Origin of the sequence: Actinoplanes sp. NPDC051859, assembly GCF_044452725.1 — a bacterium.
Lineage (GTDB): Bacteria > Actinomycetota > Actinomycetes > Mycobacteriales > Micromonosporaceae > Actinoplanes.
This window is the reverse complement of sequence record NZ_JBITBX010000012.1, coordinates 26,458-49,574: the sequence shown is the minus strand read 5'-3', so window position 1 is coordinate 49,574 and position 23,117 is coordinate 26,458. Positions and strand designations below refer to the sequence as shown.

The window sequence follows — 23,117 nt, the reverse complement described above, 5'->3', positions numbered from 1 at the left end:
TGACTGCCTACGCCGGGCCCAGCGTCACCATGATCGGCAGGACAGCCACTAATCCACCAGATCCCAGGCAGTGGGGCACCAGATGGGGGTGGCGGAGTCGCCGGTCCGGGCCAAGGTGATGCGCCAGGCCTGCATCGGTGGCCGGCTCGCCGCCTCCCACCGATCCACGATCCCGGCTGCCGCTGCCGCATACTCGCGTTCCTGCGCTCCGCCAGCGAGGACCATGCCGTCGGGCAGGATCGCTGCGCCGCCGGTGCCCTCCTCATCCAGCAGGATCAGGGTGCTGCCGTCCCGGCCCGGCACCGCCGCGTGGGTGGCCCGGGTGCTCCAGACACCGGCCGCATACCAGAGATCCCGGTATGCCAGCGAGTCCAGCGAGTGTTCCCAGCGGCTCGGTGCGGCCGGACGAAACGCGGTGAGGGCGGTCGCCGGGACAGGGTGCGGATGGGCGCCGGGATGCCGGGCAGTCAGCGGACCGGCCGCCGTCATGAAACCCGAAGAACAGACGACCCGACCGGTAACCACGCCCGGCCCGGCCACATCGGAGCCAGAAGCTGCACAGTGGACGGCGAGTACGGGATGGGTGCCGGCGTGCTCCACCGGCACGACAATCGGACCTGGGCGTGGGGACTCGGCCTGAGCCAGCCAGTGCGGAGACAAGCCGGCCACCCCGACCGTGACGATCACCCGGTCGAAGTGCTCGTTCGGGACACCCGCATAACCGTCGCCCGCGACGACCCGGACTCCTTCGACACCGGCCCGCTGAAGGGCTGCACGGGCCCGGGCAACGACATCGTCCTGCACGTCGACCGTGGTGACCCGGGCACCGAGCGCGGTCAGCAAAGCAGCGTTGTAGCCGGTGCCGGCGCCGATTTCCAGGACGCGGTCCCCCGGCTGGACAGCCAGGGCGGCCAGCATGATCGCCATGAGAGACGGCTGACTGGAGGAACTAACTGGCACCCCGCCGTCCACCTTGGTCACCAACACATCGTTGCTGTACACCCGCTCGAGGAACCCCGCACTTCCCGGCCGCGCCCAGGTGCCATCCCGCCGCTGAAAGCCCTCGGTCACAAACAGCTCCCGGGGCACCGACGCGAAGGCCTCGGACAGTTGCGGGCTCAGCGGCGCGCCATCGCGGCGAATCCGCTCGACATACCGGCGGCGCAAATCGGTCATCTGCCCACCGTAGGACGCTCTGGTCCCCGACGCCCCTCCCCGCCCGGCGCCGTTCGCGCCCTCTCCTCCGCCAGCTGACGGCGCGGAAGGTGCAGCGTCAGGACTGGGCGGCGGCGCGGAAGCTGCGGCGTCAGGACTGGGCGGCGGCGCGGAAGCTGCGGCGTCAGGACTGGGCGGCGGCGCGGAAGGTGCAGCGTCAGGACTGGGCGACGGCGCGGAAGGTGCAGCGTCAGGACTGGGCGACGGCGCGGAAGGTGCAGCGTCAGGACTGGGCGACGGCGACGGCCGCGTGCAGGCGATCCGGGACGTCCGCGCGATGATACGGCCATTCGCTCTCCTCTATGTGATCGAGAAAGTCCTGATAGGTCACTGCCGCCCGCAACGCCGCCACCGGACGCAGCAGCGCCACCACTGTCAGCGGATCACACTCGGGAACCAACTCCCGCCACCAGCCAGCCCACTCGCCGATGAGCCTCGCCGCGCGGTGTTCGTCAAGGCCCTCGGTGAGCCGCAAGATGTCGGTTGCCGGATTCCCCACGCCCGCGTCACCCCAGTCGAGGATGACCCTTCCCCGCGCAGACTCGCGCACGTTGCCGGGATGCAGGTCGCCGTGGACGAGCGTGTTCGGCAGGCCGCAGGCCTCGATGGCGGCCAGCCGCGCCGGCAGCTCCGCCACCAATTCGTCCAGACCAGCGATGGCGTCACGCCACGGCGCCGCCACCGCAACGATCCGATCGTGGTCCGCACGCCGATCGGGCACACCCAGCGCCAGCAACTCCTCGGTCCGGTCCACGAAGTGCGCCTGCACCGGATGAAAGTCACGGGCCACCTCAGCGCAGAAGGCACCGCCCGCACCGTAGCGGTCCTCCCCCGGCACGTGTGCGAGCAGGATCCGGCCGTCAGCATCAGCAGCAAGAACGGTCGGCACAAGCCGCGGCGCTACGCTGGCAACCAGCCTGAGCAGCGGCGCCTCATGGGCAAAGAACGATGGCACCTGCTTTAGCCAAGCCACCGGCTCACCGCCGACAGCAAAGCGCCAGATTCCCGACAGGTTCCACGTCCGCTGCTGGGTCACGGTGACCTCGGCACGGCCCAGGCAGTCCCGGGCCCAGCACAGAGAAGCCGCCGGCCCACCGACGGCTGCCCAGGGCGCCCGCAACGGCGACGGCCCGGCGCTGACCTCGTCAGGGGCCAAGGGCGCCCCTCTCGCCTCGCCGACCTGTTTCGCCTCGGCGACCCGTCTTGCCTCGGCGACCTGCTTCGCTTCGGCGACCTGTATTGCCTCGGCGACCTGCTTCGCTTCGGCGACCTGCTTCGCTTCGGCGACCTGTATTGCCTCGGCGACCTGCTTCGCTTCGGCGACCTGCTTCGCTCCGGCGACTTGAGCGAGGTAGGTGACCGGCCCGCCGGGAGGTGCTGGACGACCGGCCGCCAGCAGCCGCAGCACCGTCACCTCAACCCCGTAGCGTTCCCGGGCTGCCGCCACTACATCAGCGGTTTCCTGCCACCACGGCAGCTCGACATCGAAGGGCGGCAACGCACCCAGCACGCCGCCCGTCGCGTCGACGAGAACAAGAGTCACTATCCGGCTCACGCGAGAGACCGTAGCGCTCAGCGGCCCCGTTCGGCCCACCCCTGTGGATTGTGGATGACCCCGCGGAGGTCAGGGCGTCATCAGGTGACGGCCTCGTAGCGGGCGCGAAGCGTGGCGGCGTCCGGCCGGCCGAAGAGCCGCAGCCGGGCCATGCCGCCGTCCGGGAAGATGTCGAGCCGGACATGGGTCGCCACCGGCACCACCGAGGTCGGAAAGCGATGCCGGGTATCCGGACTCAACCGGATCTGCGGCAGCAACTCGAACCAGTCGTCCGGATCATCCAGCAGACCGGTCCGGGCATCAATGGCCCGCAGCGTCGCGCTACCCGGGGCATTTCCCTTGAAGTGGCTGGTATCCAGCTCGGCAAGCTCGACGACAGCCGGCGCGGCGAGCTGCACCAACACCCAGTCGTTGCCGTCGTCGCGGCGACGAGACGTCTCCCACCCGTCACCCATCGACCGGGCGAGACCCGGGTTGATCAAATTCTGCGGATGGCCGTAGAACATGTTGCTGCAACTCGCGACCCGGGCGCCGTACTCGGCCGCGGCCACGTCGATCACGCCGGGCAGCAGCCGCGGATCCGGCACCACCTCGCCATGCACGCGCAGACGGGCCACCCCACCGTCGGGGTAGATAGTGAGGCGCACGTGGGTGAAACGTTCCCGCGAATCCACCGCGAACAGGTTCTGGCTGTCCCCGGCAAGCGGCGACCGCGGCACCAGCGGCACCCAGCTCGCCTCGGCCAACTGCGCCGCATCCGGATAGCCGTCCATCGCGCAGCCGTCCACCGAGGCGTACGGCGGAAAGTTGCCGGTGAAGAACGCCGTGTCGACGTCGACGCCGTGGATCACGCCGGGCGCTCCCAGCCGCACGATCGCCACATCATGGCCGGGTTCACGGCGGCGGCGAGTCTCCCAGCCGTCGTACACCTGGCCCTTCTGCCCGAACGTCTGCGGCGCGAACACCGGGGCCGCCGGGTCGACCAGATGGTCGGCGGCGGCGAAGAACTCGTCGTTGGCGAACACCACCCCGCCACCGAAGAGGCGCGACGCAAGGTCGGGCAGGCGGGTGAACTCTTCCATCAGGAGACCTCCCGGGTGAGGAAACGGCCCTGCGGGTCGTCGCCGGTCACCGCCCGGCCACGCAGCCAGGTCGTGCGGACGACGCCGGTCAGGGTCTTTCCCGCGTACGGCGTGACGGAGTTGCGGTGGTGCAGCCGAGCCGGATCCACCACGAAGGTGGCGCCGGAGTCGAAGGCGACAAGGTCGGCATCGGCGCCGGCGGCGATCCGGCCCTTGCCGGACAACCCGACCAGGTCGGCCGGTTTGCGGGCCAACCAGCCGGTGACGTCGGCGAGGGTGTGCCCGCGCGCCTGCGCAGCAGTCCAGATGACCGGCAGACCGAGCTGCACCGAGGCGATGCCGCCCCAGGCCGCGGCGAAGTCTCCGGTGTCCTGCCGCTTGAGGTCAGGCGTGCAAGGCGAATGGTCACTGACGACACAGGTGATGAGCCCGTCAGCCAGCGCCGCCCATAACTGCTCCCGGTTGGCGGCGTCGCGGATCGGCGGGCAGCACTTGAATTCGGTCGCCCCGGCCGGAATCTCGCCGGCGTCGAGAGTCAGATAATGCGGGCAGGTCTCCGCGGTGATCCGCAGCCCATCGGCCCGGGCCGCGGCGATCAGCGGCAGCGCCGTCGCCGCGGACAAATGCAGAATGTGTACGCGAGCATCAGCCGCGCGGGCAGCCTCAATCGCCGTGGCGACGGCGGCGTGCTCGGCCGCCGACGGTCGGGAAGCGAGGAAGTCAGCGTAGGCAGGCGACGAAGCCGCCACGCGCAGCTCGTCGGGATCCTCCGCATGCACCACGAACAGGGCCGGCACCGTGTCCAGCGCCTCGGCGAGCTGGTCCGGGTTCAGCGGCGGAAACTCCGGCACCCCGGAGTCGGCGAGGAACGCCTTGAAGCCGAACACCCCTGCAGCGTGCAAGGCAGGCAGGTCAGGTGCGTTGCCGGGAATCGCGCCGCCCCAGAAACCCACATCCACGTGGATGCGGCCCGCCGCGGCCTCCTTCTTGACGGCCAGGGCATCGGTGTCGACCGTTGGCGGCAGGCTGTTCAGCGGCATGTCAACGATGGTGGTGACCCCACCCGCCGCAGCAGCCCGGGTGGCGGTGGCGAAACCTTCCCACTCCGTACGGCCGGGCTCGTTCACGTGCACGTGGGTGTCGACCAGGCCTGGCAGCAGCGCGAGGTCGCCGAGGTCGATGTCCTCCACCGCAGCCACCCGCGAGTCGTACGCCTCGACGGCCTCGATTCGCCCGTCGCTGACCCACACGGCGGCGGGACGTTCCCCGTCGGGTGTGACGGCGCGGCGGGACCGCAGCACGAGATCGACCATGGCCCGAGCCTAACCGCCGCCCTGAGTCGTCGTGCGACTACATCCAGCGAAGGCCTTTCCCCGCCTGCAGTCGACGGCGGTCACGCAGACTGCCCGCCCATCGGCCCGCAGACTCCCCAGCGGCCCGGACGGGCCCGCTCAGCGCGATCCGCCGCGCCCAGTGGCGATCGGCGGCAGGCAGCGGTGCCTCAGCGGCGATCGGTCGGTGGGAGGGCGAGTGCCGCGAGTTCGGTGCGGGCGAAACCGACCGCGTCTGGTTCGAGCGCGCCGCAGTCCAGCCCGCGCAACAGATAACCGGCGAGTGCCCGGGCGGTAGCCGGCTCGTCCAGGACGCCGCCAGCCTGGCGATCAAGGTAGCGGCGCAGCCGGGTGATCGCCGCGTCCATGCCATCGGCGAAGAAGGCGTAGGTGGCGGCGAAACGCGTCGGCAGCTGTGCCGGATGCAGGTCCCAGCCTTGATAGAAGCCGCGTTCCAGGGACCGGCGGACCAGGCGACAGTGCAATGTCCAGGCCTCGTGGACCGCCACGGCCGAGCCGACCGGCAGGATGTTGGTCGAGCCGTCCGAGAGGCGGACCCCGGTGCCGGCGGCGGCGGCCTGCATGACGGCCTTGGCGTAGTCGGCGACGGGGTGGTCCATCGCTTGGTAGGCCGCGGCGACGCCCGCCGCTGCGCTGTAGTCGTACGTGCCGTAGTGCAGGCCCGTGCAGCGACCAGCGGCTGCCGTCAGCAGGCGGGCCACCGTCGCCGTACCGTCGGCGCCCACCACGGCCGCTGGCAGCTCGACCTGAATCTCGAAGCGGAGGGTGCCCGCCGACAGCCCGTATGCGTCCTCCAGCCGTTCGCACAGGGTGACCATTGCGTCGACCTGGTCAAGACCGCTGACCTTGGGCAGCGTGACCACGAACGGCTCTGAGTAGTGCGCGAGCCACAGGTCGAGCGTGCGCAGCGCCCGGCGTCGGGTTGGAGCTTCCAGCGACTTGATCCGGATGCCGGTGAACGGCGGACGTGGCCCGTCGAGGAGCACCGCGGCGGCCTGCTTGACGGCGGCGTCTTCCTGCTCGTCGTCGCGAACGCCGTAGCCATCCTCGAAGTCGACGCGCAGGTCCTCGATCGGCTCGGCGGCCAGCTTGGCCCGAACCCGCTCCTCCAGCGCGGCCGGGAACGGCAGCGGTGGGTGTTCGTCGAGTGCGGCCAGCGCCTGCGAACCCCAGTCTCGGAAGCCGGCGATCCGATCGGCGGGAACGTAGACCGTGTGCACCGGCTGGCGCCCGGCCCGCTCCCCCGGATAGCGCTCCAGCAGGAACGCATCGTGGGTGGCGAGCCGGGCGTCCAGCGCGACGTAGTCGTCGTGGCTGAGCCGCACGGTCAGTCGATGGAGTCGTACGCGGCGGTGGTGAGGAAGTCGGCGAAGTCGTCGGCGAGGGCCACCCGCTCGAACAGCTTGCGGGCGTCGTCGAACCGGCTCGCCGTCCACGCTTCGTCGCCGAGCGCCTGCCGGATCTTCACCAGCTCCTCGTCCTCGATCCGGCCGACCAGGTCCGCGGTGATCGGCGTGCCGTCGTCGAGCCGGACGTTGTTGTGGATCCACTGCCACACCTGCGAGCGGGAGATCTCGGCGGTGGCCGCGTCCTCCATGAGGTTGTTGATGCCGACAGCGCCGTTGCCGCGCAGCCACGCCTCCAGGTATTGCAGGGCGACGGACACGTTGCCCCGCAAGCCCGCCTCGGTCACCGCGCCCGGCGTCCCTGCCACGGTGAGCAGGTCGGCCGCCTCGACCGACACGTCAGGGCGCTGCTTGTCGAGCTGGTTGGGCCGGTCGCCCAGCACCCGGTCGAAAATCTCCCGGCACACCGGCACGAGGTCGGGGTGAGCGACCCAGGAGCCGTCGAAGCCGTCGCCGGCCTCGCGCTCCTTGTCCTCGCGCACCTTAACCAGCGCAATCTCGTTGACCTTCGGGTCCTTGCGGCTGGGGATGAAGGCCGCCATGCCACCCATCGCGAACGCGCCCCGCTTGTGGCACGTCGCCACCAGCAACTCCGAATAGGCCCGCATGAACGGCGCCGTCATCGTCACCGAGGCCCGGTCGGGCAGCACCATCGCCGGGTTGTCCCGGAAATACTTGATGATGCTGAAGAGGTAGTCCCAACGGCCGGCGTTGAGCCCGGAGATGTGCGGGCGCAGCGCGTGCAGAATCTCGTCCATCTCGAACGCGGCGGGGATCGTCTCGATCAGCACCGTGGCCCGGATGGTGCCGACCGGAATGCCGAGCGCCTCCTGCGCGTGGGTGAAGACATCGTTCCAGAGGGCAGCCTCGTGATGCGACTCCATCTTGGGCAGGTAGAAGTACGGCCCGGACCCGCGCGCGATCAGCTCGGCGGCGTTGTGGAAGAAGTAGAGCCCGAAGTCCACCAGGGCACCGACCGCCGGCTCGCCGTCGACCTGCAGGTGCCGCTCGTCGAGGTGCCACCCACGCGGGCGCATGACGATCGTGGGATACGGCCCGTCACCCAGCTCGTAGGTCTTCTTCTCGGTCTCGAGGCGGATCGTGCGCCGGATGGCGTCGTAGAGGTTCTGCTGACCGTCCACGACGTTGGCCCAGTGCGGGGTGTTCGCATCCTCGAGGTCAGCGAGCCACACCTTGGCGCCGGAGTTGAGCGCGTTGATGGTCATCTTGCGCTCGGTCGGACCCGTGATCTCCACCCGCCGGTCGGTGAGGTCGGCGGGCGCTGCCGGCACCGTCCAGTCGCCGGCACGAATCTCGGCGGTCTCGGGCAGGAAGCCCAGCGACCCGCCGGCGGCGATCTCGGCCCGACGCTGGGCCCGGCGGGCGAGCAGCTCGTCCCGGCGCGGCCGGAACCTACGATTCAGGTCCTCGACGAACGCCACGGCCTCAGCGGAGAGGATCTCGGTCACGGGCGGGAACTCCCTTCAGCGCACGCCGAGGTCGAGCTCGACGTGCTGATGACACGGTGATCGGACACCGGACGACGCGGCGCCTGACCCCCGTACCGTATCGGTCTTGACCGTTGTTTGTGCCCGGGCTGTGGACAACGCCACCGTGAGAAATCGCCGGCTGTGGATAACTCCCGCCCCACCGAACGCGTTCGGGTACAACGGCAGCATGCACCCACGAAACGGCTCAGAGGTACCAATCGGCGGCGGCCGGCGGGACGTCGTCGCGCGTCACCGTGCCCTCGATCAGCCCGTAGGGGCGGTCACCCGCGATGAACACCTCACCCGGATTCTCCAGGTCGAACGGCGACAGATCGACCAGGTAATGATGCTTGTTCGGCAGCGCAAGCCGGATCTCGGCGATCTCCGGCCGACTGTCCAGCACCCGCGCGCCCATCGAGAACAGCGTCTGCTGCAACGAATAGCTGTAGGTGTTCACAAACGCGTTCACCAGCGCGTCCTTGGCCTTCTCGAACGACTCGCCCCAGGCCGCCACATCCGAGAGGTGCCGCCAGCGGGCATCGACGGCCGTGGCCAGGATCCGGTCGGTCGCCTCCGGCAACGTCGTGTAACGATCGCGCGGGAAGCCGTGGAACTCCGAGGCCGTGGAGTTCAGCACCACGAAATCCTTCAACCCGGACACGACCTGCGTGACGCCCTCGCCGACCGTGACCACGCACAGCCGGGTGAAGTCGCCCTTGCGCCGGAACGAGTGCGGACCCAGCCGCTCCCAGCTGTACGCCTCGATGCTGATCCGGGCTTGGTGGACCTGCGGCTGAGTGGCGACGAAATGCCGGCCCAGCCGCAACGCGAACGCCTCCGGCTGACCGACGCCGTGCTCACGGGCAAACGCGTACACCGTGTTCTTCATGGTGTCGGTCGGCAGAACGCCCGCGTTGTCGCCGGTGAGGTGCGTGGCTGCCAGATCGCCGGCGAGCGCGACGCTGACGTTCAGGTCGGACAGTCCATGCGTGTCGCCGTCCCGCGTGACGTGCACGAGCCGGGTCTCCGCCTTGCCATATCGGTTCGGTCCCAGCACGATCGCCACGCGTCAGCTCCCTCGATAGGTGGTATAGCCGTAACGGCTCAGCAGCAACGGCACGTGGTAGTGCCGCTGCGTGTCGTGCACATGAAAGGCGATCGTGATCTCCGGAAAGAACACCTCGCCACCCAGGTAGGGCTCGACCTCGAAGACCAGGCGAAAGCCCCCGGAAACCCAGTCGTCCGCCGGCAGCTGCGGTTTCCACCGGCCGTCAGCATCCGTACGCCCCTCGGCGAGCAGCCGCCACCCGCCGTCGTCTCGGCGTTCCAGCCGGACCGCAACCGCACGCGCCGGGTCGCCGGTGACCGTGTCCAGGACGTGCGTCGAGATCTTCGCGACGAAACCGTCAGCCGAGCCCATCCAGCAACCTCTCCAGCCGCAGCATCGCGATCTTGCGCAGCTCCTCGGCAACGATCGGACGCTCGGTCTCCTCGTCGTGGCGCAGCCGTTCCCGCGCTGCCGCCAGAATCTCGTCCTGCGACTTGCCGGAAGCGAAGATCAAGAACACCTGACCAAACTTTTCTTCGTACGCCCGATTCGCCGCCACGAGCTCCGGCGAGGGACCGCTGCTGGCCGCCATGGACTGCTCCCGACGCGACCAGGCGGCTTCCTTCGAGTCGCCCTGCGCGCGCTCCCCGATCCGCGGATGCGCGGACAGCCCCGCCCGGACGTCAGCCCAGCTCAGTGCGCGAGCTGCGGCGTCCGCCGTCGCCAACACCTCGTTCTTTGACGCGTACGGTCGGCCGGCCGCGACCGCCGCCACCCATCCGGGCGCGGCGCAGACGGCGAGCAGATCCGCTTCGAGCGCGGCCTGCGGCAGTGAGTTGAACGCCTCCACCTGATGTATTTACCACGTTGCCCGCTTCCGGCACGGCGTAGGCGAGACTTGTCCGGTGCTGATCGCCCCCGACGCCCTCCCGGATCTCCCCATTCGCGCGGTCCTTGCCGAGGTCATTGACGCCCTCGGCACCGCAGGCACGGCGGTTCTGGTCGCCCCACCCGGGACAGGTAAGACCACTGTCGTCCCCCTCGCCCTGGCCGCCGCGTGGGGACACGGGAATCTGACGTCGGAGAACGGTGGGCGGGTGGTGGTGGCCGAGCCGCGGCGGGTAGCCGCGCGCGCCGCGGCCCGGCGGATGGCTGCCCTGCTCGGCGAGGAGGTAGGCGGACGGGTCGGCTACACCGTGCGGGGTGACCGCCGGGTGTCGGCGCGCACTCGCATCGAGGTGGTGACCACCGGCGTTCTGGTTCGGCGGTTGCACCGCGACCCCGAGCTGTCTGACACGGCCGTGGTCGTCCTCGACGAATGCCACGAACGCCACCTCGACTCCGACCTCGCCCTGGCCTTCCTCATCGAAGTCCGCGCCGCGCTCCGGCCTGACCTGTTCGTCCTGGCTACCTCAGCAACCGCCGAAGCCGACCGCTTCGCCGAACTCCTCGGTCGAAGCACGGAGGCTGGTCCGACAGCGGCGCCGATCGTGACCGCCGCCGCCGCGCTGCACCCGGTCGAGGTGCGGTGGTGCCCGCCGTCGCAACAGGTCGCCCCGCCGCTCGGGCTACGGGTCGATCCGCGGCTGCTCGACCAGGTGGCGGCCACGGTCCGCCGGGCCCTGACGGACAGCGACGGCGATGTCCTCGTGTTCCTGCCGGGCGCCCGCGAGATCCAGACGGTCACGAGCAAGCTGCACGGAATCGGCGCCGATGTGGTGGCACTGCATGGCCGGCAGAGCGGTGCGGCTCAGGACGCGGCTCTGCGACCGGGTACGGGCCGGCGAGTTGTGCTGGCAACGGCGGTGGCGGAGAGCAGCCTGACCGTTCCCGGCGTCCGCGCTGTCGTCGACGCCGGCCTGAGCCGGGTACCGCGGATGGACCACGCCCGCGGCCTCGGCGCCTTGGTGACCGTGCCGGTGTCCCGGGCAGCGGCCACGCAACGAGCCGGGCGGGCCGGGCGGGAAGCCCCCGGTCGCGTGTATCGCTGCTGGTCAGAGGCGCAACACGACCGGCTCCCGCCCCAGCCGGAACCGGAGGTAGCGGCGGCCGATCTGACCAGCTTCGCCCTGGACCTCGCCCGGTGGGGGCACCCGGACGGCAGCGGACTTGCCTTGCCCGACCAGCCACCCCCCGGTCCGCTGCGGGCGGCGATGAACACCCTCAGCGTCCTCGGCGCGACCGATCCGGACGGCCGGATAACCACACGTGGACGTCGTCTCTCGGACGCCGGCCTGCACCCACGCCTGGCCCGGGCGTTGCTCGACGGCGCACCGCTCGTGGGCGCAAGACGCGCGGCCGAGATTGTGGCGCTCCTCGACGCGGACCGCACCGCGGACGATGTGGTCGCCGCCTGGCGCCTGGCCCGCGCTAACCGGGATGGCGCCTGGACAGCAGAGGTCCGTCGCCTGACCGCAGCCCTCGACCGCGACCCACTCGGTCAAGCCGACGACCAGACAGCCTGGCCCGACCCGAACCAGCCCACCAGCCACGCCGACGCCACCAGAAGGCCCGGCTCGAGCGGATCCACGCACCGAAACCGCAGCACCGAGGCCGCACGAAGGACCGGCGATGACTCGTCCAGCGAGCAGTGGAGCGACGACATCGCAGCCGGGCTGATCATCGGGCTTGCGCACCCCGAACGGGTTGCGCGGGTGCGGGAAGCGGGCTCCCGCGCGTACCTGATGGCCGGCGGGACCGCCGCGGAGTTGAGCGGCGGCAGTGGGCTGGCGGGAACGACGTGGATCGCCATCGCGGATGCTGACCGCACGCCAGGAGCCCGGACCGCGCGCATCCGCAGCGCTGCCCCGCTCGATGAGGCGACTGCCCGAATTGCGGCCGGGACGTTGGCGGGGCCGGAGACCGAGATCGGCTGGGTCGACGGTGACGTGGTGGCACGGCGGGTGGAGCGGCTCGGCGCGATCGTGTTGACCGAGCGTCGGATCGACGACCCGGATCCGGCGCTGGTCGAGGCCGCGTTGCGCGACGGACTGGCCCGCGCGGGGCTGGGCCTGCTGACCTGGTCGCGGGCCGCGGTCGAGCTGCGGGCACGGTTGTCCTTTGCGTACGCGACCCTGGGCGCACTCTGGCCCGATGTGTCCGACCAGGCGCTCGCCACCACCGACTGGCTCGACGTGGGTACGGCCCGGCGTCGGGCGGATCTGACCCGGATCGATGTAGCCGGGGCGTTGCGCCGGATGGTGCCGTGGACGGTGGCCGGGCGCCTCGACGAGCTTGTGCCCGAGCGTCTGCTGGTGCCGAGCGGATCTGCGATCCGAGTCGACTACTCGGATCCGACGGCGCCCGTCCTGGCCGTGAAGCTGCAAGAGACGTTTGGCTGGCTGGACACTCCGCGGGTGGGCGGTGTGCCGGTAGTGCTGCATCTGCTGTCGCCGGCGGGTCGTCCGCTGGCGGTGACGAGCGATCTGGCTTCGTTCTGGCGCAATGCCTACCCCGGTGTCCGTGCGGAGATGCGAGGCCGCTATCCGCGCCATCCGTGGCCGGAGGATCCGACGGCCGCCACGCCGACTCGCCGAGCTAACCCCCGAAGGTCGTAAGGCACCACCCCAAGGACGTCTAGCTGGACCACAGAGGCGCAAGGCACCACCCCTCAAGCGTCCTAGGAGGCTAGGTGTGCGGCCGAGGAGGGGTCGGCTTGGGTCGGGATGGTGGCGGTCAGGCGGTGGGCGGGGGTGGGCTGGCCGAAGAGATAGCCCTGGCCGAGGTCGCAGCCCAACGCGGCGAGGGCTTGGGAGCGTTCCGGCGTTTCCACACCTTCGGCGACCACCGTCACGTTCAGGTCCGCGCAGATGCGCAGGACTGACCGGCACAGGGCACCTGCGCGGTCCGGGCTGACGTCCACATCGGTCAGAGTGGAGTCGAGCTTCACGATGTCGACCGGCAGCGAGTGCAACTGCGCGAGCGCGTTGTAACCGCTGCCGAAGTCGTCGAGGGCGACCCGGACGCCGTACTCGCGCAGGCGGTGCAGCATCTCGACCGCGCGGGGCAGGTCGGGGATGCGGCGGGTCTCGGTAATCTCCACGACCAGCCGGGCGGCCGGGACGCCGTGCCGGCGCAGCGCGAACAGCACCGCATCTTCCAGTCCCTGGCGACCCAGCCGCGCCGCGGACACGTTCACGTGCACGTCGACCGGGCGGCCGTACGCGGCGGCAAGTGCGCCCGCCTCCGCGCAGGCGCGGTCGAGCACGAAGTCGTCGATGGCCGCGACCAGTCCGGTGCGTTCGGCAACCGTGACGAACACATCCGGGTCGACCGGCCCGGCGACGGGGTCCGTCCAACGCGCCAGCGCCTCGACGGCCACGACCGCGCCGTCTGCGAAGCGCACGATCGGCTGGTAGTACACCTCGAATCCGAAGTCTGGCGGGACGATGACCGCGCGGGCCAGCAGCGCCGGCAGGTCCGGATTCGGACTGCCGTTGGCGCCCGCCGAGTAGCGAGCCATCGCGTTCTTGCCGCGGCGCTTACTGACATACATCGCCGCGTCGGCCCGACGCAGCAGGACGTCAGCGGTCAATTCCTCGTCGACCCGAGCCGACTCCCCCAGGGACGGCGGGGAAGCGGGCTCAGGCAGGACCAGGCCGAGGCTGGCGCTGATGCCGACAGTGTGGCCGTCGATCACATACGGCTCGCGCAACGCCGTCAGGATCCGCTGGCCGGTGGCCTCGGCTTCACCATCGGGCCGTTCCAGCAGCACCGCGAATTCGTCGCCGCCGAGCCGCGCCACCAGGTCGCCCGGGCCCACCGCGGCGGCGAGGCGGTCGGCGATGAGCCGCAGCAGCTTGTCCCCCACGGCGTGACCGAAGCCGTCGTTGATGAGCTTGAAGTCATCGAGGTCGGCGAAGATGAGCGCGAGCGGCACTCGACGTTGGTGGTACGCATCAAGGGCGAGCACCAGCCGCTCCCGAAACAGCGCCCGGTTGGCGAGCCCGGTCAGCGGGTCGTGGTACGCCTGATGGTGCAGCTCGCGTTGCCCCTCGGAGACCCGGACGAGCAGCACCGTGTTGTCCACGATGGTGAACATCTGCCGGGCCACCACCAACCCCAGCACGAGCCACCCCAGGTACGCCTCGGAGGAGGTGAGCTGTCCGCCGCTGCCGGTGCGGACGGCGAGAAAAACGCCGGTGGCGACGACGGGCACGTACGGCAGCAGGAGGTGCAGCCACTCTCCGTCGATCCGTTCGGCGACGGTGAGCCCATCGACGCCCCGGTTGCTGACGGCCGCGAGTGCCAGCAGCGCGGGGCCAAGGAGCCAGCCGGCGGATTCGAGCGGGGTGAGCGCCTGGTCGCCGAGGTGGAGCAGCCGCAGGGTGTCGGAGTAGCCGAGGGCGAGCATGGCCGCGACCATGAGTCGCAGCGGTCCCCGGCCGGGTCGTGACGACGGCCGGCTGACGAGCAACAGCAGGCCCATGACGACGAGGAGTAGGTCGGCTACCGGGTACGCTGCCGCGAATCCGGCGGCCCAAGGGTCGTGGTTGGCGGCGGCTAGCAGGCTTTCCGGCAGTGCGGGGCGGAGCACGGCGAGCAGGGAGCCGCCGATGAGCACGCTGTCGATGACGAGGACGGTGCGGTCGCGGCGCATGGAGGCTTGCACGGGCCGGGGCAGCGCCAGCGAGCCGGCGACGAGCGAGACGAAGGCGAGGATGGGCAGGGCCAGCGGGCCGATGTCGGCGACGGTGCCGGCGAGGGTGGGTGGCCGGTCCGGGTCGAGCAGGTCGCGCACCGTCCAGCACAGCCGGACCAGTGTCCAGGCGGCGAGGCCGGCACCGAGGAGCACTCGCCAGCGGGCGCGGGCGCCGGAGTGGTCGCGGGCCGCCGCGAAGCAGACGACGGTGGCGATCGCGCCGGCGGCGCATTGGGCGACGTCGTTGTAGAGGCGCTGGGCGGAGCCGGCCGGGATGGCGTAGGTGCCGAGGATGGTGACGGCGGCGATAGCGAGCAGCGTCACGGGCAACCGCGCCGGCAGCCGTCCCGTTGTCATACACCACCCGCAGCGCCCGTGAGGAACGAACCAGTGACGACCGGTCACTGGCCGCGAGTAACGTACCGCAGCGCCGGCCGCTTGCACGAGGCTCGCGGCCGGGAAGGGCCGTCGACAGTCAGGGACCGACTGTCAGATCGGCGACAATCACCGTGATGTTGTCGGGGCCACCGCCGTGCAGGGCGAGGTCGAGGAGGCGCTCGGCGCAGGCCTGGGGCGCCTCGCTGGCGAGCATTTCGGCCTCGATCTGGGCGGTGGGCACGACCACGGTGAGGCCGTCGCTGCACAGCAGCCACCGGTCGCCGGGTTCCGGCTCGACGATCACGTACGCCGGGCTGACCGGTTCGCCCTGGAGTGCCTGGGTGACCACCGCGCGGCGGGGATGGTTGTCCGCCTCCTCCGGCCGGATCAGCCCCTGGTCGACGAGCATCTGCACGTACGTGTCGTCTTTGGTGAGCTGGTTGAGCCGGCCGTCGCGCAGCAGGTAGGCCCGGCTGTCGCCGACGTGGGCCATGGCCGCGCGATCGCCGGAGAAGATCACGGCGGTCAGCGTGGTGCCCATGCCCTGCAGCGCGACGTCGGCTGCCACGGTCTCGGCGATCCGCCCGTTGGCGACCTCGAGGGCCTTGTGGAGCGCGTCCATCTGGTGCTCGTTGTCGATGCCCACGTCGAGCGACAGCATGGCCTCGACGGCGATCCGGCTCGCCACGTCACCGGCGGCCATTCCGCCCATGCCGTCCGCGACGACCAGGAGCCGGTCACCGGCGTAATAGCAGTCCTGATTGCTGCTTCGCACGTGGCCTTTGTCGGTGACGGCCGCCCACCGCAGGTGCAAGGTCATGGCGTGCAGCCTGCCAGGTCGGGTCCACCCTGTCTGCACGCGGTCGGCGGCGCGCCGCGACAACCGTCCGCGAACTGCGGAAAGGGGCAGGCCTTACGGCTCGAGCGGGCGGCCGAGGCAGCGCGGGTCGACGTCGGCGACCGGCCTGGTGGGTGCGGCCCATTCGAGCGCCGACTCGTCCACCGGCCAGCCGCGGACGGTGAGCCGGCTGTGCTGGATACGGACCGGTTCCGGGCACAGCGTCTTGGAGCGGACCTGATCGTTGGGGACGAAGACGACGTCGCCGCCGCGGCCCAGGATCGTCGTTGCGGTGTCATCGACGGTGATGAGCTGACCCCGGAGCACCCGGGTCGGCTCGTCCGCAGCACGGACCTCCACGGCGCTGTTGGGCAGGACCGGTGCCCGGAGGAAGACCACGCCGATGACGAAGGGGGCGATGAGCGCCGCGGCGACAGCCGGCCAGTGGGTGACGAGTCGGGCAGCGCGCGCCGGCACCGGCCCGGTGAGCAGCCAGCCCAGCAGCGGTGGGGTGACGAGCAGAACCGCCGTGCCGGTGTCTGACGTGGCGAGGGCTGCGCTGATGCCGGGCCGCAGCCAGATGAGCTCCAGAATACCGAGCACGACCGGAACGACCAGCGTGGCAACGACGAGCATTCGGCGCTCGTGGGGGTAGCGCTGCACCGCGGTCAGCCCGAGGATGGCGACGACGAGCATGAGCAGCGTGGGCAGCATCCGCATCTCCCACGTGAACCCGGCCAGGGCCACGGCGAGCACCACCACCCAGTCGGGCATGCGCAGGGCGGTGAGCGCGAGCAGGGACCGGCGGGCTGCCTCCTCCACGTCCGGGGTGCTGACCAGCAAGATCCCGCCCAGGGTACGCACCACGAGCACCACCGCCGGCAGCGTCCAGATCAGGGTGACCACCAGGGCACTGAGCATGCCCAGCGGGCTGATGTACTGCACCAGCAGCAGCATCGTGGGGAGGTCCTGCCGGCTCAGATACCAGAGCCGCAGCACGAGCAGCACCAGCGGGAACGCGGGCAGCGCGGTGAACAGCCAGTTCAGCTGGGCGCGACGCAGCCGGGGACGTTCGACACTGCGGACGGTCACCGGGCGATCTCTTCCCAGGGCAGCTCGCGGACGTCGGGGCGACGGGCTAGCGGCTGCTGCGGGCGGGCCAGCGGCACGGGTGCCCCGCCCGGCTCGACGTTGGCGCGGATCTCGGGCGCGATGTGCTGCTCGTAGGCACGTTCCCAGCGGGCGTCCTTGGGATCGGTGTAGGAGCGGTAGAGGCTGAGGTCGACCAGGTCGCGCAGCGCTTCGTTGTCGCCGACGCTGACACCCCAGGCCTCGGTCTTGTCGTCGCCGAGGTCCCAGTGGTCGTAGCGGTCGGGCTCGCGGGCCTTGTAACCGCCGAGGATGGCGGCGTCGGTGCTGACCGCGTCGACCTTCCCGCCGTTCAGTTCCGCGAAGCATTCCGAGGCCCGGTTGCGGCGGACGAGGGTGGCGCCGGACGAAGACGCGGTGACGGCGCTGGTGGAGGCGGACAGCGTGCAGACCTTCTTGCCCTTGAACTCTTCGAGGCTGGCGACCTGCTTGTGCCCCCGCAGGGTGATGACCGACTGCTCGGTGTGCAGGTAGGACGCCGAGAACATGACGTTCGGCATGTCCTCACGATCGGCCGTGATGCTGTAGCTCGCGATGACCATCTTCACCGGCACCGGGTTGTCGTTCAGGTCGGTGCCCTCCATCCGGGCTCGGTCCTCGCTTTCGATGCCGAAGAAGCGCACGTCGTCACGGCGGAAACCGAGATCTTCGGCAATCAGGTACGCGATGTCGATGTCGAACCCGCTCCACCGGCCGTCTGCGGGATCCCGGTAGGCGACGCCGGGCTGATCGTCCTTGACGCCGATCGCCAAGGTGCGCCACTCGTCGACGCCGGCCGCCCGGCGCAGGTCCTCCACAGACGGCGGCCCCATGTGGAACAGCCGGACCCAGGAGAACCCGAGCACCAGGGTCAGGACCACGCCGACGGCACACAGCCGCCAGGGGGCCAGGGATGCGCCGAAACTGCGGACCGTGATCTCCGGTCGGGCGAAGCCGCGGCGCAGCCCGGTCAGCGCCCGGTCGCCACGCCGTTGCCGGGCGCCGCCGCCGCGCTGAGGCAGCCCCCGTTGCCGCGGCGGACGGCGTACCACGATCTTGCGGACCGGTGCCCGTTCGCCGTCCCTGATCGCCACCGCGCTCCCCCCGTACCGAAGCGACCATCGTCCCGGACGAAGGTCACGGAACGGGATCCGCGGTACCGAACGTGACGCCGGGGCGACAACGGCGCAGCCGGGCAGCGGTGAGGCGCAGGCCACGGCGGGTGCCGTAGCGCTGCACGGCCTCGAGCCCGTAGGCGCTGCACGACGGCGTGAACCGGCAGCGGGTGGGCAGCCGCGGGGACACCTTCCGATATCCGCGAATGGCCGCCGTCACGGCCCGGTCGGTGCCGGAGCCCGGCCCGCGCCGCCCGCCACCGAGGCGCGCGAAGGCCAGCATGCTCGTACTCAGCAGGCCGAAGTCACAGCCCGGAATGTCGCAGACGTCGCAGTCACAGTCCCCGCAGTCGCCGGAATTCTTCTTGCGCCGTTTGCGGCGCCGCTTCGCCCCCCACATGACGACCATGGTGACTGACGCCCGCGACCTCGGCGGGCAACACGCCGTCCCAGGAAGTTCTCAGGATTGCCGAGTCGGTTGCCGATGGGTTGCGCCGCCAGAGCAGCCGGGTCCTCGCGCTGCTGCCCCTGACGGAAGAGTACGAATGACCGACTTCGCCGGACGCGTCCCGTTCGCCCGCGATCACTCCCGCATTACGGCCGCCACGCGCATCGCCGCTGCCGCTCTACTCCCACTGATCTCCGTGCCAATGTTCGTGGGTTCACCCGCGCAGGCCGCCGCGCCGACGCCGCCGGTGTACTCGCTGGCGGCAACTGTCGCTCCGGCGGCGATGACGCTGGCCGAGTGCCTCGCCGACCCCGCATGTATCCGCGCTGCGGCACCCTCCGGCAGCGACGACCACTCGACGCTCGAGGCCCTGGTGAACCAGGCCAAGGCCAAGGTCGTACCGGCAGTGCTGGACGCGGCCGGTGAGGTCGTGACCCCGGCCGTCCCGGCGACCGTGCTGCTGGACTCGGGCACCTACAAGCTGAGCGAGCCGCTGAAGCTGCCGCCGAACGTCAACCTGCGCGGCCGGGGCATCACCGCCACCACCGTGTCGATGATCACGGCGAACGCGTCGATCTTCAACTACGGCTACCTGATCAGCTGGGACTACGGCACCAAGCTCAAGGGCAGCAGCAACCTCGTCTCGGACCTCACCGTGAACGGCAACTGCCGGGAGGGCGCGGGCGCCCCGGTCCCGCAGGACATGCCGGGCCGCCCGGGTCAGAACTGTGACTTCCGGAGCTCGACCGTCGGCACCAACGCCGGGGGTGGCATCGCGGTCAGCGACCGGTGGACGGTCCGCCAGGTGCGGTTCACCAACCTGGAGTACTTCAAGGTGTGGATCGGCGACGGCGCCAAGGACGTCCGGATCGTCGACAACCGCTTCGACAACTGGGGTGGCGCCGAGTCCGGCGACGAGGACAACGTGGGTGGCGGCAGCCGCAACGACAACGTCGTCGTCGAGTACAACCAGTTCGACAAGACCATCCGCGGCAACAGCTTCGACTTCACCAACGCGATCCGGACCACCGTACGCAACAACACGGTGCGCTCGGACGGCACGATCGCCACCGCCCGGGGCAGCAACTCGCTGTACGGCAACATGTACCTCGAGGGCCTGGTCGACGCCACGGTCAGCGACAACCTGCTGCACGGCGCCCAGATCACCCTCAAGAGCAACAGCGGCTACACCCACGTGGGGGAGAACAAGGACATCACCAACCCGCGGAACACCGTGGTGTCGGGCAACCAGATCAACTACGCCGGCTTCGCGGGCATCGTCATCGCCTACGACGACTACAAGGACGCCGACGGCACCGGTGGCGCCATCCTCAACACTTGGGAGCGGCCGGAGGACCTGAAAGACGACCACTGGGTCCGTCCGGGCGGCAACAACGTCATCCGCGACAACGTCGTGCAGTACAGCGGCCGGAGCGGCATCATGGTGATCGGCAGCCAGACCTACGCCAAGAACGCCGCCGACACGATCACCGGCAACACCGTGAGCAACTCCGGCTGGGGCGGCTCCACCGCGTACGACACCGGCGCGGGCATCGTCGACACCTCCGGCATCTCCCTGTCCATCGGCTCCGGCGACAAGATCTACGGCAACACGATCGCCGACGACCCGGCCAAGAAGACCACCTGGTACGGCGTCAACCTGGGCGCCCGCCGCGGCCCCACCACGCCCACGGGCACCGTGCTCACCGGCCCGGCCGGCGAGACCAACACCACCGCCAACCTGATCGCGGCGCCGCTGCACAAGGTGGCCCTGACCCCGGACCCGCCGGTGAACCTCACCGCCACCTCGGGCAACCTGAGCTGGGAGGAGAGCTACCCGCTGGACGGCCGCCCGGTCGCCGGTTACAAGATCTTCCGCAACGGCGAGGTCGTCGGAGACATGCCGGTCGGCAGTGCCGCCGTCCCGGGCAACCTGCTCACCGCCGACGAGTCCAGCTTCGAGAACCCGGCCGCGGGCACCGCGGGCTGGACCGCGGGCAGCCGCACCACGCTGGCCCGGGTCGATACCGGCGCGGTCGGCACGGGCGCGATGTCGCTGACCTCCAGCGGCACCGGCGAGGTCAGCATCATCGGCAAGAAGATGGCCGCCACGCCGGGCCAGGTCTACACCTCGGTCATCTCGGCGCAGGCGCAGGGCGCGGGCCGCTGGGTGCGCGCCGGCCTGAAGTTCACCAACGCCGCGGGCAAGGTCACCAACCTGGCGACCAGCAACCGGGCCACCGTGGACGCCACTACCGGCTGGATGACCAGCAACTACATCTACACGGCTCCGGCCGACGCGGTGTCGGTGCAGGCCTGGTACCTGATCGAGGGCACGGTCGCCGGCGAGAAGCACCTGGTGGACCGGATCGGCTTGGTCGCCGGTGCGCGGACCGAGCAGTGGAGCGAGGCGAACCCGCCCGCGGGCACGTCCGTCTACCACGTGGTGGCCTACACCGCGCAGGACAACTCCACCACGGCCAGCACGGTCGTCAACCGCTGATCCAGCGGTAACGCGGACGAGTCCCCGCCGAACCGGTCGGTTCGGCGGGGATGTCTCCGTGGGTCAGCGGGCGTAGACGACCACGGCCGTCTCGGGCGGCAGCTCCACCCGGTCGCGTTGCAGGACTACGCCGGGCTCGGTGGCGAGCAGCACCTTGCTGGGCACCGCGCGCAGGCTGACCGTCTGCGGCACCGGCGCCAGGTTGACGGCCACGATGCAGCGGCCCCGGCGCATTACCAGGTGTTGGTCGCCGTGCCACACCTCGACCCGGTCGAGCCGTGGATCGGACAGGTCAGCGTGCTCGCGGCGCAGCGCGATGAGGCGCTTGTGCAGGTCCAGGATTTCCGCGTGGCCCGGCTCGGTGCGTTCTGACCAGTCCAGCTTCGAGCGCTCGAAGGTCGCCGGGTCCTGCGGGTCGGGCACCTCGGCCTCGGCCCAGCCGTGCTCGGCGAACTCGCGGCGCCGCCCGGTCTGCACCGCCGCCGCCAGCTCCGGCTCGGGGTGGCTGGTGAAGAACTGCCACGGGTTGCTCGCCGCCCATTCCTCGCCCATGAACAGCATGGGCGTGAACGGCGAGGTCAGCAGCAAGGTCGCGCCGACCTTCAACAACCCCGGCGACAGCAGCGTCGACAGCCGGTCGCCGACCGCACGGTTGCCGATCTGGTCATGGTTCTGCAGGTACGCGACGAAGCGATGTCCCGGCGTCCGAGCCCGGTCGACTGGCCGCCCGTGCTGCCGGCGGCGGAAGCTCGACCACGTGTTCGCGTGGAAGAACGCCCCGGTCAGCACCGCTTCCAGACAGTCCAGTGAGCCGAAGTCGCCGTAGTAGCCCTGCCGCTCGCCGGTGAGCAACGTGTGCAGCGCGTGGTGCACGTCGTCGTCCCACTGGGCCTGCAACCCGCGCCCGCCCGCCTCCCGCGGCGTGATGAGCGTCGGGTCGTTGAGGTCGGACTCGGCGATCAGCGACAGCGGTCGGCCCAGGTGCACCGACAGGCTCTCCACCTCGGCAGCCATCTGTTCCAGCAGGTGGATCGCGTTGTGGTCGACCAGGGCATGCACGGCGTCGAGCCGCAGCCCATCGACGTGGTAGTCCCGCAGCCACGACAGCACACTGTCCACGATGTAGCGGCGCACTTCGTCGGAGAACGGCCCGTCCAGGTTGACCGAGGCGCCCCACGGGTTGGCGCCCGCCGCACTGAGATACGGCGCGAACATGGGCGCGTACGCGCCGCTGGGTCCGAAGTGGTTGTAGACGACGTCCAGCACCACGCCGAGACCCTTGGCGTGCGCCGCGTCGACGAACCGCTTCAGCCCGTCCGGCCCGCCGTACGCCTCATGCGGCGCGAACCAGCAGACGCCGTCGTAGCCCCAGTTGTACTCGCCGTTGAAGGCGTTGACAGGCAGCAGTTCCACCAGGTCGACGCCGAGCTCGACGAGGTGGTCCAGGCGTTCGACGGCAGCATCGAACGTGCCTTGCGGGGTGAAGGTGCCGACGTGCAGTTCGTAGAGGACGGAGCCCGGGAGCTGACGCCCGGTCCAGGCGCTGTCCGTCCAGGCGAAGGCCGCGTGGTCGTACACCCGGCTGGGGCCGTGCACGCCCTCAGGCTGCCACCTGGACCGCGGGTCGGGAAGCGGGCTGTCATGTTCTGTCAGAACGTACGCATAGTCGGTGCCGGGAGCGGCCTCCGGCACGTCCAGGCGCCACCAGCCGTCCTCGCCGCGTTCCATGTCCCGCTCGGCCCCGCCGAGGCGCAGTTTGACGGTTTTCTCCGGCACCCACACTTCGAAAAGCGTCATGCTCGAGTCTCCCGGCCGTGCTCTCCTGGCCCTTGCTTCGCTGCGGTGCAGTCGATCACGGCTCGAGTCTCCCGGCCGTGCTCTCCTGGCCCTTGCTTCGCTGCGGTGCAGTCGATCACGG

The 23,117-nt window shown here is 70.4% G+C and carries 17 protein-coding genes; 2 read left to right on the top strand and 15 right to left on the bottom strand.

Features of this window, described 5'->3' with window-relative positions:
• Nucleotides 1-48: 48 nt before the first annotated feature.
• From ACIA1L_RS26785 to uraD, 9 genes are all read right to left on the bottom strand, one after another.
• Nucleotides 49-1,176, bottom strand: coding sequence for a protein-L-isoaspartate O-methyltransferase (locus ACIA1L_RS26785; protein WP_396075721.1), 1,128 nt, complete (start codon nucleotides 1,174-1,176; stop codon nucleotides 49-51).
• A gap of 262 nt (nucleotides 1,177-1,438) precedes the next feature.
• Nucleotides 1,439-2,770, bottom strand: coding sequence for a phosphotransferase (locus ACIA1L_RS26780; protein WP_396075720.1), 1,332 nt, complete (start codon nucleotides 2,768-2,770; stop codon nucleotides 1,439-1,441).
• A gap of 80 nt (nucleotides 2,771-2,850) precedes the next feature.
• A complete protein-coding gene (gene alc / locus ACIA1L_RS26775) occupies nucleotides 2,851-3,852 on the bottom strand; it encodes an allantoicase (RefSeq protein WP_396075719.1) in 1,002 nt (333 codons plus the stop codon).
• A complete protein-coding gene (gene allB, locus ACIA1L_RS26770; protein ID WP_396075718.1) occupies nucleotides 3,852-5,165 on the bottom strand; it encodes an allantoinase AllB in 1,314 nt (437 codons plus the stop codon). The genes alc and allB overlap by 1 nt, the downstream gene beginning before the upstream one ends.
• Before the next feature lie 188 nt (nucleotides 5,166-5,353).
• On the bottom strand, nucleotides 5,354-6,529 hold the full coding sequence (locus tag ACIA1L_RS26765) for a DUF6986 family protein (protein ID WP_396075717.1): 1,176 nt from the start codon (nucleotides 6,527-6,529) through the stop codon (nucleotides 5,354-5,356).
• Between the two features lie 2 nt (nucleotides 6,530-6,531).
• A complete protein-coding gene (gene aceB, locus ACIA1L_RS26760; RefSeq protein WP_396075716.1) occupies nucleotides 6,532-8,079 on the bottom strand; it encodes a malate synthase A in 1,548 nt (515 codons plus the stop codon).
• 226 nt (nucleotides 8,080-8,305) lie between these two features.
• Nucleotides 8,306-9,166: a factor-independent urate hydroxylase gene (gene pucL / locus ACIA1L_RS26755; RefSeq protein WP_396075715.1), complete on the bottom strand. Its 861-nt coding sequence runs from the start codon at nucleotides 9,164-9,166 to the stop codon at nucleotides 8,306-8,308.
• 3 nt (nucleotides 9,167-9,169) lie between these two features.
• On the bottom strand, nucleotides 9,170-9,520 hold the full coding sequence (uraH, locus tag ACIA1L_RS26750) for a hydroxyisourate hydrolase (protein ID WP_396075714.1): 351 nt from the start codon (nucleotides 9,518-9,520) through the stop codon (nucleotides 9,170-9,172).
• Nucleotides 9,507-9,998 carry a 2-oxo-4-hydroxy-4-carboxy-5-ureidoimidazoline decarboxylase gene (gene uraD, locus ACIA1L_RS26745; protein ID WP_396075713.1) on the bottom strand — a complete coding sequence of 164 codons (492 nt, stop codon included), beginning with the start codon at nucleotides 9,996-9,998 and terminating at the stop codon, nucleotides 9,507-9,509. The genes uraH and uraD overlap by 14 nt, the downstream gene beginning before the upstream one ends.
• A 61-nt stretch (nucleotides 9,999-10,059) precedes the next feature.
• On the opposite strand from uraD, the gene ACIA1L_RS26740 reads away from it, so the two are divergent.
• Nucleotides 10,060-12,705, top strand: a complete 2,646-nt coding sequence (locus ACIA1L_RS26740) for an ATP-dependent RNA helicase (RefSeq protein WP_396075878.1) — start codon at nucleotides 10,060-10,062, stop codon at nucleotides 12,703-12,705.
• 62 nt (nucleotides 12,706-12,767) lie between these two features.
• Here the strand turns inward: ACIA1L_RS26740 and ACIA1L_RS26735 are convergent, their stop codons facing one another.
• From ACIA1L_RS26735 to yidD, 5 genes are all read right to left on the bottom strand, one after another.
• Nucleotides 12,768-15,146 (bottom strand): putative bifunctional diguanylate cyclase/phosphodiesterase, encoded by a 2,379-nt coding sequence (locus tag ACIA1L_RS26735; RefSeq protein WP_396075712.1) that lies wholly within the window; start codon nucleotides 15,144-15,146, stop codon nucleotides 12,768-12,770.
• A gap of 118 nt (nucleotides 15,147-15,264) precedes the next feature.
• Entirely contained in the window at nucleotides 15,265-15,987 is a 723-nt protein-coding gene (locus ACIA1L_RS26730) for a PP2C family protein-serine/threonine phosphatase (protein ID WP_396075711.1), read from the bottom strand.
• A 93-nt stretch (nucleotides 15,988-16,080) separates the two neighbouring features.
• Entirely contained in the window at nucleotides 16,081-17,097 is a 1,017-nt protein-coding gene (locus ACIA1L_RS26725; RefSeq protein ID WP_396075709.1) for a hypothetical protein, read from the bottom strand.
• Entirely contained in the window at nucleotides 17,094-18,227 is a 1,134-nt protein-coding gene (locus tag ACIA1L_RS26720) for a transporter substrate-binding domain-containing protein (RefSeq protein WP_396075708.1), read from the bottom strand. The genes ACIA1L_RS26725 and ACIA1L_RS26720 overlap by 4 nt, the downstream gene beginning before the upstream one ends.
• Before the next feature lie 43 nt (nucleotides 18,228-18,270).
• Nucleotides 18,271-18,648, bottom strand: a complete 378-nt coding sequence (yidD, locus tag ACIA1L_RS26715; protein ID WP_396075707.1) for a membrane protein insertion efficiency factor YidD — start codon at nucleotides 18,646-18,648, stop codon at nucleotides 18,271-18,273.
• A gap of 145 nt (nucleotides 18,649-18,793) precedes the next feature.
• Between yidD and ACIA1L_RS26710 the strand changes: the two genes are divergently transcribed.
• Nucleotides 18,794-21,199, top strand: a complete 2,406-nt coding sequence (locus ACIA1L_RS26710) for a hypothetical protein (RefSeq protein WP_396075705.1) — start codon at nucleotides 18,794-18,796, stop codon at nucleotides 21,197-21,199.
• A 63-nt stretch (nucleotides 21,200-21,262) separates the two neighbouring features.
• Here the strand turns inward: ACIA1L_RS26710 and treZ are convergent, their stop codons facing one another.
• Nucleotides 21,263-22,996: a malto-oligosyltrehalose trehalohydrolase gene (treZ, locus tag ACIA1L_RS26705; protein ID WP_396075704.1), complete on the bottom strand. Its 1,734-nt coding sequence runs from the start codon at nucleotides 22,994-22,996 to the stop codon at nucleotides 21,263-21,265.
• Nucleotides 22,997-23,117: the final 121 nt, after the last annotated feature.